Source organism: Streptomyces sp. NPDC043746 (genome assembly GCF_056436485.1).
The window spans coordinates 46,433-61,480 of sequence record NZ_JBWKCM010000031.1; the positions used below are offsets into that span (position 1 = coordinate 46,433).

The following is a 15,048-nucleotide window of genomic DNA, read 5'->3' on the forward strand; positions in this document are numbered from 1 at the left end:
GGATCCGCCGCTCAACACCCCACGTTCGAGTGACACCCCGCGAGGATTGCGGCTCGGCCCCCTGGGGAGATCTTCAACGGGAGGCGGACCGCTCGGGGACAGGGGTCCGCAGGGAATGACCTTGAGAGCTCGGGGCTCCGGGTCAGCACAGGGGAGGACGGACCCCGGCGCCTTCGGGCGCCGGGGTCGACGTCTGTCCACGACAACGATGGCAGAGCACCGCGGAGCCATCACCGAACCGTCCCCGACCAGGACATCCGGGACGGCGGCAACCACCGGACGGCGGGCGTGCCGATACGACAGGCGCATCCCCTGCTCCCTCCCCGACCGTGCCGACCACATCCGGTCCGACACCCTCAGGTCATATGCCTGGCCTCAGCCTGGCACGCGATCCGCCCGCCCGCTGCCGTTCCCCCCGGAAACCCACCCGGAGCGCGCCGACCCGTCCGGCCCCGCCCCGGCCCGCCCGGGGGACGTCCCGGCCCGCCCGGCGTTCGAGGACGGACCCTCCGCCCCGGGGAGCGGCGCCCCGGACTTCCGCCCGGGCCCGGGAGCCCGCCCCGAACCCCGGCGCCGAAGGCGTCACCGCTTGGCGACGAACACGTGCGAAGCGACCTCCGCGTCCAGCTCCGCCGCCTCCCCGCTGGACCCGACCAGCACCCCGCCGGGCGACTCCGTCACGCTGACGACCGACCCGGGCTGCACCCCGGCCCGCCGCAGCGTGTACATCAGCTGGGCGTCCGTCTGGATCGGCTCCCCGATCCGCCGCACGACCACGGTCTTGCCCTCCGGGCCGGGGTCCAGCTCGGCCAGGCTCACCATCGAGGCGTCCAGGAACGGGTCGGCCTCGGCCTTCTCGCCCAGCTCCTCCAGACCCGGGATGGGATTGCCGTACGGAGACTCCGTCGGGTGGCGCAGCAGCTCCAGCACCCGCCGCTCCACGGCCTCGCTCATCACGTGCTCCCAGCGACAGGCCTCGGCGTGGACCTGCTCCCACTCCAGACCGATCACATCGACGAGCAGGCACTCCGCCAGCCGGTGCTTGCGCATCACGCGCGTCGCGAGGCGGCGGCCCTCCTCGGTCAGCTCCAGATGGCGGTCGCCCGCGACCTGGACGAGGCCGTCGCGCTCCATGCGGGCCACCGTCTGGCTGACCGTCGGACCGCTCTGGTCGAGCCGTTCCGCGATCCGGGCGCGCATGGGGACCACGCCTTCCTCTTCGAGTTCGAGGATGGTGCGGAGATACATCTCCGTGGTGTCGATCAGTCCGGACATACGTGCCCCTCGATGCTGTGACAGAAGACGTCGTGCGATGGCCCTGCACCAATTCTGACGCATCGCACCGACAACCGTGCCGCGCCGGCCGAAGACCCTGCGACGCCCGGACGGCGGAGGGTGTCACGCGGTATTGACAGGCCACTGGTCCAGACCGCAACGTGATCGGCGGCACAGCCGTTCCCGCCCCGCAGAAACCCGTCGAAAGGGTCCTTCCCGATGAGCGACAGCAAGCTGGCCGGTCAGTTCCTCGATGCGGCGATCGGCCTGCTCCAGCGGGTACGGGACGAGGAGTCGGGGAACATCGCGGCGGCCGGGACCGCCATCGCCGACACCGTCGAGGCGGGCGGCCGGCTCTTCGCGTTCGGCGCCGGGCACTCCTCACTCGCCGCCCAGGACGTGGTCTACCGGGCGGGCGGGCTGGCCCTGATGAACCTGCTCACCGTGCCCGGCACCGTCGGCGTGGACGTCATGCCCGCCACCCTCGGCTCCGCTCTGGAGCGGGTGGACGGACTGGCCTCGGCGGTCCTGGACTCCAGCCCCGCCGCCGCCGGCGACGTCCTCGTCGTCATCTCCCTCTCCGGCCGCAACGCGCTCCCCGTCGAGATGGCCCAGAACGCCCGGGCCCTCGGGCTGAAGGTCATCGGCGTGACCTCGGTGGCGTACGCGGAGAACACCCGCTCCCGGCACACCTCGGGCGGCTTCCTGCGCGACCACTGCGACATCGTGCTGGACAGCAAGATCGCGATCGGGGACGCGGAGCTGACCGCCCCCGGCATCGAGGCCCCCTTCGCCCCCGCCTCCACCGTCGTGACCAGCGCGATCATGCAGTCGATGATGGCGGCGGCGGCCGAGCGGCTGGTGGCGCGGGGCATCGAGCCGCCGCTGCTGCGCTCGGGTAACGTCGACGGCGGCCACGACTGGAACGGCCGGGTGATGACGGAGTACCGGGAGCGGATCTTCTACCGCCACTGAACCCCGTACAGACCCTCCGTGCGCGGACCCCGGCCGTTGCGGGCACGGGCGGCGGGCGGCGGGCAGCACGACCCGGGCCGCGCGCCCCGGCCCGGGGTGGTCGTGGCGCAGCGGGTGGCCGACCGGGCCGGGCGCGGAGTGGTCCGGGAGGACCGGGCTCCGGCCGCCCCCGGCTCCCGCTCCTGACGGCCCGGGCGCCCCGGCCCGCTCCCCCGCCTGCCCCCTGCCGCTACTCCCGGGGCCCGGACTGCGACCCCACCGCCCGTGCCAGGTCGACGGCGCCCGCGACCCGGGCGGCGACCGTCTCCGCGTACACCGTGTCCGGGCGTTCGAAGGCGGCCCGGTTCGCCGCGCGGAGGAACGTCAGAACGCCCAGCGTCTGCCCCCGGCTCCGGAGCACCGCGGACAGGGCGTGGGCCGCGTCCCGGGGCCACCGCCGCTCCGCCGCCCAGGCCTCCGCGCCCGCCCGGTCCCCGGCGCCCGCGCTCGTACGGACCGAGCCGGTGCGCTCGACGGCCTGGAGGGCGGGGTGCCCGGGGCCGTAGCGGACGGGGACGGAGCCGCCCGCGACCAGCAGGCAGGGGCCGGGCGCGTCGGCGGGGGTGGCGGCCGTGCGGACCAGGCGCCCGCCCTCCATGAGGTCGAGCAGGACGTGGTCGGCGAACCCGGCCAGGGCGAAGTCGAGCAGGGAGGTCGCGGCCTCCATCGGGTCCTCGCACTCGGAGACCGTACGCGCCGCCCGGTGCAGCTGGCCCGTCGTGAACCGCAGCCGGTCGGCCTCCCGTTGGGCGAGCTTCCTGGCCGTCACGTCCCGGAACATCCACCCCACCCCGAGCGGAACCGGCTCCTCCGTCAGGGGCGAGGCCAGCCGGAGGAACCCGCTGCGCCAGCACCGCCGCCGCTCGCCCTCCGCCGTGCGCAGCGTCACCCAGAACTCCGCCGGAGCCCCCGGCGCCCCTTCGGCGAGCACATGGGCCAGGGCGGCCTCCAGCTCCTCCACGCCCTGGACCACCAGCTCGCCGAGCGGTCGGCCCAGCAGGCCCGTACGGCTGCCGCCGAGGGCACGGGCGGCGTACGCGTTGACCACGGTCGGGCGGAGGTCGACGTCGACGAGCACCACCCCCCAGGAGACGTCCTCCAGCAGGGCTTCGCCGAGCGCGATGGCCCGTTCCAGGTCGATCTGCGCGTGCACCTCGCTGAACGCGCAGTAGACCCCGGCCGGCTTGCCTCCGGCGCCCAGGACCCGGGCGGTCTGGGTCCGCACCAGCACCCGGCTGCCGTCCTTCCGCAGCAGCGCGAACTCGTGGACCTGGCGTCCCGGCACGTCCATGGCGGCCATCAGCCGACCCTGCACCTCGTGTGCGTCGGCCCGGCGCACCGCCCACCCCGCGAACCCCGTACGCCCCACGGCCTCTCGGGCGGACCAGCCGAGGATGCGCTCGGCCTCGCGGTTCCAGTGGGTGACGGTGCCGCCGGCGTCGAAGGCGCAGAGGGCGGCGTCCATGCCGTCGAGCAGGGCGGCGAGCAGATCGGCCCCTGAGTCGGAACCGGAACCGGTGACGAGCGGCGCGGAACGAACACCCCGCCCGCTCGGACCGTCGGGCCGGTCGGGCTCGTCGGGCCCTTCGTCCGGTCCGAGCGCGTCGGTGGTCCCGCTGCTCCTGGAAGCACCCACTCCGTACCCCCCGCAGAACGTGTCGGCCGTTTCCCCGCGCGTCACCGCGCGTATTGCTGCACGTCAGACCATTCAACTCGAACGTGACCCAGCGCACATCCCCCTTCGCCAAATAAATCGGTTGAACGGCCGCCGGACCCGCTCCTAGGCTTCACAGCACACAGGAAAGGAGGTGTTCCGGAAGTGATTTCTCTTCGGACTCGTGAGGTGGCTGCGGGCTGACGCCCGTTGTCACGCACTTTCGCAGTGCATGGCCGGATGCCGGCCAATTCCCAGCAGTCACCGACCCGCAGGCTCGCCGGTACGTCCGGCCGGCTCCTTCGTGCACGGAGGACCCCGAGCCTGCGGGTTTCTGCGTTGTCCGGGCCGGGAGGCGCTCCGCCGCCCCTACGGACAGAGCCGCTCCACCCTCCAGGAGCCGCCCTCCCTGACGTACCGCAGCCGGTCGTGCAGCCGGTTCCCGTGCCCCTGCCAGAACTCGATGGCCTCCGGCACCACGCGGAAGCCGCCCCAGTGGGGCGGGACGGGCACCTTCTCGCCCTCCGGGTAGCGCGCGGCCAGTTCCTCGTACCGCTCGATCAGCTCCTCCCGGGAGCCGATGACGGCGGACTGCTCGCTGGCCCAGGCGCCGAGCTGGGAGCCGTGCGGCCGGGTACGGAAGTAGCCGACGGTCTCCTCGCGGGGGACCCGGGAGGCGGTGCCGGTGACGATCACCTGACGGGCCATCGGGTGCCAGGGGAAGAGGAGCGAGACATACGGGTTGGCGGCCAGCTCGCGGCCCTTGCGGGAGCCGTAGTTCGTGAAGAAGACGAAGCCCCGCTCGTCGTACTGCTTCAGCAGGACCGTACGCGAGGACGGGCGGCCGTCCGGGGTGGCGGTGGAGACGACCATCGCGTTGGGCTCGTGGAGCACACCGCCTGCGGCGACCTGGCGGAACCAGCGGGCGAACTGGTCCATCGGGTCGGGGCAGAGGTCGCGCTCGGTGAAGTCCTCGGAGCGGTAGTGCTCGCGCATGGCGGCGGGATCGATGGTGGAATCGTCGGGAAGGGGTCCCGATCCCGGCAAAGGGTCTGGTGTGGGCACGGGCCCATCCTGCCGCAGCCACCGAGTGTGCCCGGCGGGGCGTCCCGGTAACCACGCGGCGGAGGAATGGAGCCCTGTGCCGGATGTCACGCTTCCCCGCTCCGTGGGAAGCCGCCAATATCTTGGGGCAGGGCCTCGTGGGAGCCTCCGGTTCCACCGAGGCCTCCGGGGCCGGCCTCCGAGCGACCACCGAGAACCGGCGACCACCCGGAATCCGGGCCCTGAGGTCGCAGGGGGCCGTCGCCCATCCGCCGCCGAACTGAGGGAGCCGCCTGATGTCCGACTTCGTACCCGGTCTTGAGGGAGTCGTCGCGTTCGAAACGGAGATCGCCGAACCGGACAAGGAAGGCGGTGCGCTCCGCTACCGGGGGGTCGACATCGAGGACCTGGTCGGCCATGTCTCGTTCGGCAACGTCTGGGGCCTGCTGGTGGACGGGGCGTTCAACCCCGGTCTGCCGCCGGCCGAGCCGTTCCCGATCCCGGTGCACTCGGGTGACATCCGGGTCGACGTGCAGTCCGCGCTCGCGATGCTCGCCCCCGTGTGGGGCCTGAAGCCGCTGCTGGACATCGACGAGGCGACGGCCCGGGACGACCTGGCGCGGGCCGCGGTGATGGCGCTGTCGTACGTCGCCCAGTCGGCGCGCGGCCAGGGCGTGCCGATGGTGCCCCAGAGCGAGATCGACAAGGCGCAGTCCGTGGTGGAGCGGTTCATGATCCGCTGGCGCGGCGAGCCGGACCCGAGGCACGTGAAGGCGGTGGACGCGTACTGGACGTCGGCGGCCGAGCACGGGATGAACGCCTCCACCTTCACGGCCCGGGTGATCGCCTCGACGGGCGCGGACGTCGCGGCGGCCCTGTCCGGGGCGGTGGGCGCGATGTCGGGCCCGCTGCACGGCGGCGCCCCGTCCCGGGTCCTCGGCATGATCGAGGAGATCGAGCGTACGGGCGACGCCACGGCCTATGTGAAGGGAGCCCTGGACCGGGGCGAGCGCCTGATGGGCTTCGGCCACCGCGTCTACCGCGCCGAGGACCCCCGCGCCCGGGTCCTGCGCCGCACGGCCCGCGAGCTGGCCGCCCCGCGCTTCGAAGTGGCGGAGGCGCTGGAGAAGGCCGCGCTGGAGGAACTGCACAACCGCCGCCCGGACCGGGTCCTGGCGACGAACGTGGAGTTCTGGGCGGCGATCGTCCTGGACTTCGCGGAGGTCCCGGCACACATGTTCACGTCGATGTTCACGTGCGCCCGCACGGCGGGCTGGTCGGCGCACATCCTGGAGCAGAAGCGAACGGGCCGCCTGGTCCGCCCGTCGGCGACCTACGTGGGCCCGGGCTCGCGGAGCCCTCGCGAGATCGAGGGGTACGGGGACATCGTGGGGTGAGTCCCGCGCCGTCCGCCCCGTCCGCCCACGCGGACGGGGCGGTGGCACCGGCCGTGCGAGGTGGCCGACCAGGCCTCGGCGGACCGCTCGTCATGCCCCTCGGCCGGCCCCCGACACCGGTCTCACGTAACGCCGCCCTCGTCCGACTCGTTGTCGCGGAAAGCGCGAGACATCGGGCGGTCGACGCCCGCGGAGCCCAGGAGGCTTGGGGAGCATGATCGAAGAGGGCGGCGGCCCCGGAGGATGCCCGGCATCGCGGGAGGGGCCGCGCGTGGCGCACTCCCGTACGCTGCGGTTCTGGCTCGACCCGGCGAACATCGCGGTGCGCCTCGGTCAGGGGGGTCCCGTCGCCCGGACGAAGGCCGGACCGGCGGTCGCCTTCCAGGTCAACGACCCGTCGCTGATCAGGAAGGTCGGCTGCGGGGAGGACGTCTTCCAGGCCTGGAGCGCGGACCCGTGCCTCCGGGACTTCACCGGGAACGGTTTCGCCGGATCCGAGGGCCAGGCCCACCGCGACCGGCGCGCTCTGATGAAGCCGGCGCTCGCGGCACCCCGCCTGACGGCTCTGGGACCGTCCGTACGGGACAGTACCGACCGCCTGATCGCGGGCCTGCCCGCCGACCGCCCCGTCGACATCCCCTTCGAGATGAGCCGGCTGGTGGCGGGACTCGTCATCGAGACCGTCCTGAACAGCGCCGTCTCCCCGGACACGCTGGCCGGGCTCGCCCGGGCACGTTCCGTGCTGTCCGCGGGGGTGTTCTGGACGTACGCCCTGTCGCCGTGGCCCTGGGTGCCCACACCCCGGGGCCGCGCCTTCCGCCGTGCCCTGGGGACGCTGAACGAGGCCACTCGGGAGGTGTACGCACGCCATCGGCCGGACCCGGACGGGAACGACGTCGTCTCCCTGCTCAAGCGCTCGCCCGACGACCGGCCGGACGCGGCGCTGCACGACCTGCGGGCGCTGCTGTTCGCCGGCATCGAGGCCACGGCTTCGACACTCGCCTGGGCCTGCTACGAGTTGGGCCGCCACCCCGATCACCAGGCGGCCGTCCGGGCCGAGGCGGACGCCGTCCTGGGCACCGGATCCCCGGTCGGCGCAATCCGGCCCGGACTGATGCCCCGCACCACGCGCTTCGTCAGGGAGGTCACGCGGCTCCACGGCATCCCGTTCCTCGTACGCCGCCCCCGCCACGCGACGTACGTGGGTGACCAGCCGGTGCCCTCCGGCGCCCTGGTGACCCTGCCTCTGGGGGCGCTGCGCCGTGACCCCGCACGGTACGCGCGGCCGGAGGAGTTCGATCCGCTGCGCTGGTCGCCCGAGGCCCGCCCTCCGCTCTCCCCCGCCGCCCTGCTCCCCTACGGCCTCGGCCCCCGCTACTGCCCCGGCGCCGCGGCCTCCGAGATCCTGACGCCCGTCGCGCTGGCGGCCCTGGCCCGCGCGCGGACCCTCCGTACGGCACGGCCCGGCAGGACCATCCGTGTGAGCCTGGAACTCACCCCCATGCCCAAGGGCCTGAGCATGGTGGCCGCACCCCGTGAACCGCACGCGCCTGTTCCCGGGCCGCCGCACGGTGGACAAGCCGACCGCGCCCGGAAGTGACGTGAGACCGACGTCCACGTGAGCCCCGCGGGCCGGTTCACGGAGACGAACGTGAGTAGGACGACTCATGTGGCGGATGCCGGGGGGCGGGAGAGTTCTGGTCGTCGACGGAACGACCACCGCACCGGACACACCGACGTCTCCAGGGAGAACCGACATGGCCAAGGCTTCCCGTCCACTGCCGCAGACCCTCCGCCACTACGTGGTGAACCCTCTGGCTCTGGGCTACCTGGGCATCGTGCTCGGCGTGTGCCTGTGGGTCGCGGCGGACGCCTTCTTCGCCGCCTCGTCCGGAGACGCCAGCTTCGCCGGAGTCTGGGCCGTACTGGTCACCGCCCCGACATCGCTGCTGACCCCCTTCGAGGGCCCCGTCGCCCTGACAGGGATCCCGATCGGGGCCGTCGTCCAGGCCTTCGCGCTCGGTGCCGTGTACCGCTACGTCACCGAGCGGCGGGCCCACGGCACGGCGAACGGCGTCAACAGCGCCTGAGAGCCGCAGCGCTACCAGGCGGGTGCCGCGGGCAGGGTGACCTCGAAGCGGCACCCGCCTTCCACGTTGCGTACGGCCGCTCGCCCCTGGTGGGCCTCGACGATCCCCGCCACGATGGCCAGTCCGAGCCCCGCGCCGGTCGGCGGCGTACGGGCGTGGTTGCCGCGCCAGCCCGTGTCGAAGACGCGCGGCAGGTCCTCCTCGGGGATGCCTCCGCAGCCGTCGGTCACCGACAGGACGACGTCCCTGCCGGCACGTCGGGCCGCCACGGCGACGGTGCCGTCGGCGGGGGTGCGGTGGATCGCGTTCACGAGGAGGTTGCCGAGCACGCGGCTCATCTCCTTGCCGTCGACCTCCACCGGCACCTGGTCGACCCTCTCCCCCACCAGACGTACGCCGTGCTCCCCGGCGAGAGGGTCGGCCCCGGCCAGGGCGTCGGCCACCAGGTCGTAGACCGAGATCCGGGCCAGACTCAGGGCCAGGGCCCCGGCGTGGATGCGGGACAGCTCGAAGAGATCGCCGACCAGGGTGTCGAGGTGTTCGACCTCCGCGCGGATCTGGCGCAGATAGCGGTCGGGGTCGGCCGCCACACCGTCCTCCAGCGCCTCGGACATGGCGCGCAGGCCGGCGAGCGGAGTCCGCAGGTCGTGCGAGATCCAGGCCACCAGCTCGCGCCGGGAGGCCTCCAGGGCGCGTTCGCGGCTGCGGGACTCCGCCAGCCGGGCGCTGCTGGCCTCCAGCTCGGCGCTCAGGGCGGTCAGCTCCGCGGTGGCCGCGCGCGCGGGTACGGAGAAGGTGCCGCCGTCGCCGAACGACCGGGCCGCCTCGGTCAGCGCCACGCTGCGGGCGACCACCCAGCGGCCGAGCAGCAGCGCGGTCGGGAGCGAGACGACGGCGGCCATCGCCACGACGATGACGACGACGTTCAGGTCGTGCGGTGACAGGAACATCTCCCAGGCCACGGCCAGCGTTCCCAGCAGCATCGCGAGGACCGCGACGGCGGCTACGACGGTGAGGACGACCACGAGGGAGCGGCGCCTGAGCAGCCGCAGGGCCAGGGCTCCGAGCAGCCCGGCCACCGCGGCCCCCAGGAAGGCCAGGAGGGCTATGACGAGGATGTCCAGCACGGGGTTCAGCCTCCGGCCGTCGCGGAGCGTCCGGGCGGGGCGGGCCGGGCGGGCGAGTCCGGACACCCCGGCAGGGCGGGCTGCGTGGCCCGGGAGCCCGGCTGCGTGGCCCGGGGGCCGCCCCGGCCGCCCTCGCCGGAGCCGGGCGGCGTGCCCCGGGAGCCACCCCCGCCGTCCGCGGTGGCTTCGCCGCCCCCGCCACCCCCGCCGCCCTCGCCGCCCTCGGTATCGAGGCGGTAGCCCATCCCCCACACCGTCCGGATCAGCCGGGGCCGGGCAGGGTCGTCCTCGACCTTCCCGCGCAGCCTGCGGATGTGGACGGTGACGGTCGACAGGTCTCCGAACCGCCAGCCCCACACCTCACGCACCAGCTCCTCCCGACCCACCACCCGCCCCGGGTTGCGCAGGAGAAAGACCAGCAGGTCGAACTCCCGCAGGGTCAGGGCGAGGTCGACCCCTTCTTTGGACGCGCGGCGTGCCGCCGGATCCACCCGGAGGCCGCCCACCAGCATCGGCGCGCCCGGGGCGGCGGCCGGGCCGGTGCGGCTGCGGCGCAGCACCGAATCGACGCGCAGCACGAGCTCGCGAGGGCTGAAGGGTTTGGTGACGTAGTCGTCCGCCCCCACCTCCAGGCCGAGGATCCGGTCGTCCTCGTCACCGCGCGCCGTGAGCATGATGACCGGCACCGGGCCCTCGGCCCGGAGTCGGCGGCAGACCTCCAGGCCGTCCATGCCCGGCAGCATCAGGTCCAGGACCACCAGGTCGGGCCGGTGCCGCGCGGCGCACTCCAGGGCCGCCGGCCCGTCGTCGGCGCGGGTGACCTCGTATCCGGCGCGGCCCAGGTACCCCGCGACGACCTCGGCCACGGTCAGGTCGTCGTCCACGACGAGCACACGGAGCCCGGGGTCCGGCGATGGTGTCTGCATGTGCTCAGCCTCGCACCGCCCGGGGCGGGCCGGGGGCTCCGGGCCCCGGTCCGGCCCCCGATGTTCCTGATTCGTAAGAACCTCAAGTCCGTTATGTCCTTTCCTCTTTCGTAGGCTGGGCCCCACACCTCCCGCCCTCTCCGAAGCAGTCCCCCCGGCCGTGGCGACACCCGCCCGGCGGGCCGAAGAAGAAGAGGAACCATGACCATGTCCGACCCGACGCCCCGAGGCGCCCGGAAGCGACGGCACCGGAGTACGCCGGTGATCGTCGGCGCGCTGATCGCCTTCGCCCTGGTGGCGACTGCGGGACTGTACTGGTTCCAGCCCTGGAAGCTGTGGCAGGACGAGACGGTGCGCGAGGAGCTGGCCGTGCCCACCGCACCGCCGCAGACCGCTCCCCCTTCCCCGGGCGCCGCCTCGCCCACGCCCCCGCCGGGGCCGAAGACCCTGGCGGCCGGTGAGCTGATCAGCCACGAGCACCGCACGACCGGCACGGTGAAGGTGGTGCTCCTGCCCGACGGATCACGGACCCTGCGCCTGGAGGGCCTGGACACCAGCAACGGTCCCGATCTGCACGTGTGGATCACCGACGCCCCGGTCAAGGAGGGGAAGGCCGGCTGGCACGTGTTCGACGACGGCGCGTACGAGAGCCTCGGCAGGCTCAAGGGCAACAAGGGCGACCAGAACTACGCCCTGCCGGAGAGCATCGACCTGGACCGGTACACGAGCGTGACCATCTGGTGCGCGCGCTTCAGCGTCTCCTTCGGGGCCGCCGAACTCGCCACCGTCTGACCTCGACCGGTCGGGCGGGCCCGTCGGCCCCGTCGGCCCGGGAGCCCTTCGCCTGTCAGGTCCCCTGCGGGACCAGCCCCGGGCAGTACAGGCGCGCGTCTCCCGCCGGAGCGCCCCGACCGGGACACAGGCGCACTGCGTGCCGGAGCCACCCGCCCGACACACGCACTGGGGCCCCGGCACGCAGGGGCCCTGTCATGTGTGGTCTACCGGGCGGGACAGGACAGGTCGGGAGCAGTGCGGTTCGGTGAGCACGTCACAAGGGCGACCGAGTGGAAGACAGTGCCCTTCAGGTAATGGCCGAGGGACACGTCTCCTCCCCACGTGAGCCGCTCGACCGCGCCTCTCACCAGGAGAACCAGCCTGCTCACTTCCCGATCCTCTTCAGACGCGAATCGGGGGGCGAACTCCGCGAGCTGAAGGCCGAGCCACTCACCGGCTTCCTTGGGTTCCTCCCACGTCCCTCGAATCATCGAGGGGGGTTTCATGAGCCAATGCGCCGTCTGGATCGGGGGCACGTCGGTAGTCGGGAATACCGCCACGGCTTCTCGGTACCGGTCATGTACCTCAATCTCGCTGCTTGCGGTCGGGGCCTGTCCGGCCGGTCTGCGGACGCTCTCCCTGTCGAACGTCTTCTTCTCTCCCACCCATGCGTAACCGTGGTGGTGCACCGCTGCTCCGTTCCGAGGGATGACGACGGCCCCGACCGTCGACAAGAGGGCGGGGCCGTCAGTTCAGGTAGTGCCGTGGGTCAGGCGGAGAGGTCGAAGCGGACGGGGTCGATACCCGCCGCGTCCAGCTCGGCCGTGGTGAAGCGCAGCGGCTCGGCGTTCGGGCGCTTGGAGTCGCCCATGGCCCACGCGTCCGGCCCGATCTTCGCGAGGGTCACGCACGCCTCGCCGTCCGGGTGGGTACTGCCGCCGCACGCCTTCGAGAACTCGGCTCCCTCGATGGGGAGCCCGTACAGGTCGGTCATCGTTGTTCCCTTCCTGATCTGCTTCACAGCCGGGCGAGTGCCGACTGCGCCCCGCCCGTGATGGGCGGGAGTCGATGGGTGCTTCGGTTTCCCGGGGCCGAAGCGGTTGCCCTCACCGCCGACGGCAGCACTCCCGTCAAGGAGCGGACCGGGCCGGAACCTGGGCACGTCAACCCAGACGAGACACGTCCTGCCTCTGCTCGACGGCTTGTCGATCGGGGGACTGCCTGCCTCCTGCCGGGAGGGCAGCGGTGACAGGATTCTGTGACGGCTCAGGAAGCCGAGGGCACCCGCAGTGCCTCGGCGATCTGCTCGACCGCATCAGCGCGGATCATCCCGAGATGGACATACGCCTGACCGGTGTGCGTCACCACGGGCCGGACACTGCTCCACGCGGACTCCGGAACTCCGAGCGCGGCGAGTGCCGCGCGTATCGACTCCGTCGCGTCCGTCGCCTGAGCCCTGGTGTCCCTCCACAGCTGCATGTCCATCAGTGGCCGGTCCCGTGCATCCGGAGCAGGATGTTGCAGTCGGCGACCGTGGTGCTGTCGCGCTCCATCCCGGCTGCCTTCCGAAGCTGTGCCAACCGCGCGCACTCGGGACAGCCAGGCACCGGGCGGGGCGCAGGGCGCTCCTCCCGAATCGGCAGCTCAACCGGCCCTTCCTGCCACCGCGTGGGTTCTGTCCTCGTCACCGTTGCGCCCTCCCTGTCCGCTTCCGAGGTCGATGCACAGACCGTAGGGAGCGGCGTTGGAGCGGGTCCACGCTGTTGCACGCGGTTGCACGGATTCACCCGAGGGCGGCGAGAGCCTTCGTAATCAGGGCGCGGGCTTCGGCTCCGCGCACGGCGGATCGGGACAGCTCGGAGAAGGCACGCAGGTAGGTACGGATCTCGCCGGGCGCAGTCAGGTTTATCTCTGCTGTGAGAGTCTCCACCGCCACCTGTCGGTCGTCGAAGGCGTAGAAGGCTTCGAGCGGCCAGACGGTACGGCGGGCCCGTACGGGGATGATGCCGAGGGATACGTTCGGCTGCCCCATCACCGAGAGCACGTGTTCAAGCTGCGCCGCCATCGCGGCGTCGTCGCTCACCCGGTAGTAGAGAACCGTCTCTTCGAGCACCAGGGCGAACCGGTGGTCCCCTTCCCGGATCACGCGGGACCGCTGGGTCCGAGCCTGCACGGCCTCGGCCACATCGTCCGGGGTTCCCTGGAAGGCCGTGATGGACCGCAGCAGCCCTGTCGCGTAGCCGGGGGTCTGGAGCATCCCCGGCATGACGTTCGAGGCGTACACGCGAAAGGAGCGGGTCCGCTGGTACAGCGGGACGGTCTGCTCGTGAACGCGCCGCATCCCGTCACGGTGGAGCTGCCGCCACTCGACGTACATCGACTCTGCGTTTCGTGACGCGGCGATCAGATCAGCCGCGTGATCGTCAGCCCCGCAGGCAGCGCACCAGGCACGGATGTCTGCGTCCGAGGGCGGCGTCTTGCCCCGCGCGATCCGGGATGACTTCGACTTGTGCCAGCCGCACCGAGCGGCCAGCTCATGCCCGGTCAGACCAGCGTCTTGCATGAGGTGCTGCAAGCGGGCAGCCACAGCGCCTCGCGCCGCTTGGGCGCTGGAGAGCGGAGAGGAAGGCATGAGCTGACCGGTCAGGAATCAGACGGCGTACTTCTCGTGCGGGATGGCTCGCTCCCACACCGCTTCGAACGCCGACGCGCACAGCTCAACTGCGGCAGGGGCTTCCGTCTGGTCGGTGTGGACCCACCGGCCGACGCCGTCGAAGACGTTGAACTGGACAAGGCGGCCGTCGAACAACCAGAAGTCGTTGCCCGGCAGGGCCAGGTCCGAGGCATTGCGACGGGGCAGCCAGCGGATCTGCTCTCCGGCCGCCACGTTAGTGAAGGTGCCCGAGTGCTCGAAGGCGATGTAATCGCTGACCGGCTCCGAGACGACGCGGGCACGTCGGATGACCACACCCTTGGCCGTGACCTCCTGAACGAGGTCGAGCCAGGGACGCCACCATGAACCCCGGTCCTCCGGGTCGAGCCGGCGCCCTTGCTTCCACGCGGCGAAGCCTTCGATCTCGTTCTCGACTCCGTACGTGTCGCGCATCTCAAGATGCACGGCTGACTCCCGCACTGACCTGATGAGGTCAGAAAAGTCAGTTTCGGAACCCTGACCACCGACTCATGCCCGGGGATCGGCACATCCCGCGAACTCTCGTCCGTGGTCCGCTCGTCTGCCGTCCACCCCTGGATCACAAGATCCTTCGAGTCCTGGTCCACCCACACAGCGGGTGATCCGTGATCTCCGGACTCGGGATCTTTACCGACGAACCGTAAGGCCATGGCGTCCCTCCTTGTCGCGCGCGTTGCGCCTGGTTGCACGACCTTCACTCTGCCGGAACCCGAGGGTCAAGAGGGCGTGTTCGCCCTCATCCGACTTGATGCTCTTCATCGGTGCCACGCAGAGGACGCCCGGGCCCTTACGGCCCGGACGCCTCTGTTCATCGCCCCCAGCCCTCTCGGATCTCGGAACGCTCCGCCTCTCTCATGCCGACGAGCTCCTCAAGTGGGAGTCGGAGTGGTCGCCGCGCGTGGGAGGGTGTTCCCGTGCCGTTGGCCTTCCACGACCAGGCGGCCTTGCGGTCCCCGCGCGTGTGGCGACGGCCCCACGGCAGCCCCTCCCGTTAGCGACGAGCCCAAGCCGTCGTCCCCGCCGACGTGAGCCCCTCACGGCCCCCGCGCCCCCCG

Annotated in this window: 14 protein-coding genes and 2 pseudogenes; 6 read left to right on the forward strand and 10 right to left on the reverse strand. The window is 72.3% G+C overall.

Going from position 1 to position 15,048, the window contains the following annotated elements:
• Positions 1 to 582 precede the first annotated feature (582 nt).
• Positions 583 to 1,275 carry an iron-dependent transcriptional repressor DtxR gene (locus AC0682_RS26665; RefSeq protein WP_254811976.1) on the reverse strand — a complete coding sequence of 231 codons (693 nt, stop codon included), beginning with the start codon at positions 1,273 to 1,275 and terminating at the stop codon, positions 583 to 585.
• Between the two features lie 219 nt (positions 1,276 to 1,494).
• Between AC0682_RS26665 and AC0682_RS26670 the strand changes: the two genes are divergently transcribed.
• Together AC0682_RS26670 and AC0682_RS26675 are read left to right on the forward strand one after the other, a co-directional pair.
• Complete coding sequence (locus AC0682_RS26670) at positions 1,495 to 2,250, forward strand: SIS domain-containing protein (protein ID WP_254811977.1); 756 nt, start codon at positions 1,495 to 1,497, stop codon at positions 2,248 to 2,250.
• Between the two features lie 18 nt (positions 2,251 to 2,268).
• Positions 2,269 to 2,436, forward strand: coding sequence for a hypothetical protein (locus AC0682_RS26675; RefSeq protein WP_478535591.1), 168 nt, complete (start codon positions 2,269 to 2,271; stop codon positions 2,434 to 2,436).
• Positions 2,437 to 2,479: 43 nt separating this feature from the next.
• On the opposite strand, the gene AC0682_RS26680 is transcribed toward AC0682_RS26675, so the two are convergent.
• A complete protein-coding gene (locus AC0682_RS26680; protein ID WP_478535592.1) occupies positions 2,480 to 3,925 on the reverse strand; it encodes a PAS domain-containing protein in 1,446 nt (481 codons plus the stop codon).
• Between the two features lie 387 nt (positions 3,926 to 4,312).
• On the reverse strand, positions 4,313 to 4,939 hold the full coding sequence (pdxH, locus tag AC0682_RS26685) for a pyridoxamine 5'-phosphate oxidase (RefSeq protein WP_478535594.1): 627 nt from the start codon (positions 4,937 to 4,939) through the stop codon (positions 4,313 to 4,315).
• Between the two features lie 344 nt (positions 4,940 to 5,283).
• On the opposite strand from pdxH, the gene AC0682_RS26690 reads away from it, so the two are divergent.
• The 3 genes from AC0682_RS26690 (at position 5,284) to AC0682_RS26700 (ending at position 8,474) form a co-directional block, all read left to right on the forward strand.
• Entirely contained in the window at positions 5,284 to 6,384 is a 1,101-nt protein-coding gene (locus tag AC0682_RS26690) for a citrate synthase 2 (protein ID WP_478535596.1), read from the forward strand.
• Between the two features lie 214 nt (positions 6,385 to 6,598).
• Positions 6,599 to 7,984 carry a cytochrome P450 gene (locus tag AC0682_RS26695; protein ID WP_478535597.1) on the forward strand — a complete coding sequence of 462 codons (1,386 nt, stop codon included), beginning with the start codon at positions 6,599 to 6,601 and terminating at the stop codon, positions 7,982 to 7,984.
• A 157-nt stretch (positions 7,985 to 8,141) separates the two neighbouring features.
• A complete protein-coding gene (locus AC0682_RS26700) occupies positions 8,142 to 8,474 on the forward strand; it encodes an SCO4225 family membrane protein (RefSeq protein WP_478535598.1) in 333 nt (110 codons plus the stop codon).
• A gap of 11 nt (positions 8,475 to 8,485) precedes the next feature.
• Here the strand turns inward: AC0682_RS26700 and AC0682_RS26705 are convergent, their stop codons facing one another.
• The gene (locus AC0682_RS26705) at positions 8,486 to 9,601 is read right to left on the reverse strand and encodes a sensor histidine kinase (protein ID WP_478535599.1); all 1,116 of its coding nucleotides are present in this window, start codon (positions 9,599 to 9,601) and stop codon (positions 8,486 to 8,488) included.
• A gap of 209 nt (positions 9,602 to 9,810) precedes the next feature.
• A pseudogene (locus AC0682_RS26710) lies at positions 9,811 to 10,527 on the reverse strand (response regulator transcription factor); the annotation flags it as partial.
• 201 nt (positions 10,528 to 10,728) lie between these two features.
• Here AC0682_RS26710 and AC0682_RS26715 point away from each other — a divergent pair.
• Positions 10,729 to 11,319, forward strand: coding sequence for a DM13 domain-containing protein (locus tag AC0682_RS26715; protein WP_478535601.1), 591 nt, complete (start codon positions 10,729 to 10,731; stop codon positions 11,317 to 11,319).
• Positions 11,320 to 11,525: 206 nt separating this feature from the next.
• Here AC0682_RS26715 and AC0682_RS26720 read toward each other — a convergent pair whose 3' ends face one another.
• The 5 genes and pseudogenes from AC0682_RS26720 to AC0682_RS26740 all read right to left on the reverse strand — a co-directional run.
• On the reverse strand, positions 11,526 to 11,990 hold the full coding sequence (locus tag AC0682_RS26720) for a hypothetical protein (RefSeq protein ID WP_478535602.1): 465 nt from the start codon (positions 11,988 to 11,990) through the stop codon (positions 11,526 to 11,528).
• Between the two features lie 80 nt (positions 11,991 to 12,070).
• Positions 12,071 to 12,295 carry a DUF397 domain-containing protein gene (locus tag AC0682_RS26725; RefSeq protein WP_478535604.1) on the reverse strand — a complete coding sequence of 75 codons (225 nt, stop codon included), beginning with the start codon at positions 12,293 to 12,295 and terminating at the stop codon, positions 12,071 to 12,073.
• Positions 12,296 to 12,567: 272 nt separating this feature from the next.
• On the reverse strand, positions 12,568 to 12,780 hold the full coding sequence (locus tag AC0682_RS26730; RefSeq protein WP_478535605.1) for a hypothetical protein: 213 nt from the start codon (positions 12,778 to 12,780) through the stop codon (positions 12,568 to 12,570).
• Between the two features lie 304 nt (positions 12,781 to 13,084).
• The gene (locus AC0682_RS26735; RefSeq protein ID WP_478535607.1) at positions 13,085 to 13,933 is read right to left on the reverse strand and encodes a helix-turn-helix domain-containing protein; all 849 of its coding nucleotides are present in this window, start codon (positions 13,931 to 13,933) and stop codon (positions 13,085 to 13,087) included.
• Between the two features lie 18 nt (positions 13,934 to 13,951).
• Positions 13,952 to 14,467, reverse strand: a pseudogene (locus tag AC0682_RS26740) (DUF6879 family protein); the annotation flags it as partial.
• Positions 14,468 to 15,048 lie beyond the last annotated feature (581 nt).

What these genes read in the sequence shown, in the direction of transcription:
- AC0682_RS26665 (WP_254811976.1), bottom strand. Translation starts at nt 1,275, where the DNA reads ATGTCCGGACTGATCGACACCACGGAGATGTATCTCCGCACCATCCTC.
- AC0682_RS26670 (WP_254811977.1), top strand. Translation starts at nt 1,495, where the DNA reads ATGAGCGACAGCAAGCTGGCCGGTCAGTTCCTCGATGCGGCGATCGGC.
- pdxH (WP_478535594.1), bottom strand. Translation starts at nt 4,939, where the DNA reads ATGCGCGAGCACTACCGCTCCGAGGACTTCACCGAGCGCGACCTCTGC.
- AC0682_RS26690 (WP_478535596.1), top strand. Translation starts at nt 5,284, where the DNA reads ATGTCCGACTTCGTACCCGGTCTTGAGGGAGTCGTCGCGTTCGAAACG.
- AC0682_RS26695 (WP_478535597.1), top strand. Translation starts at nt 6,599, where the DNA reads ATGATCGAAGAGGGCGGCGGCCCCGGAGGATGCCCGGCATCGCGGGAG.
- AC0682_RS26700 (WP_478535598.1), top strand. Translation starts at nt 8,142, where the DNA reads ATGGCCAAGGCTTCCCGTCCACTGCCGCAGACCCTCCGCCACTACGTG.
- AC0682_RS26715 (WP_478535601.1), top strand. Translation starts at nt 10,729, where the DNA reads ATGACCATGTCCGACCCGACGCCCCGAGGCGCCCGGAAGCGACGGCAC.
- AC0682_RS26725 (WP_478535604.1), bottom strand. Translation starts at nt 12,295, where the DNA reads ATGACCGACCTGTACGGGCTCCCCATCGAGGGAGCCGAGTTCTCGAAG.
- AC0682_RS26730 (WP_478535605.1), bottom strand. Translation starts at nt 12,780, where the DNA reads ATGCAGCTGTGGAGGGACACCAGGGCTCAGGCGACGGACGCGACGGAG.
- AC0682_RS26735 (WP_478535607.1), bottom strand. Translation starts at nt 13,933, where the DNA reads ATGCCTTCCTCTCCGCTCTCCAGCGCCCAAGCGGCGCGAGGCGCTGTG.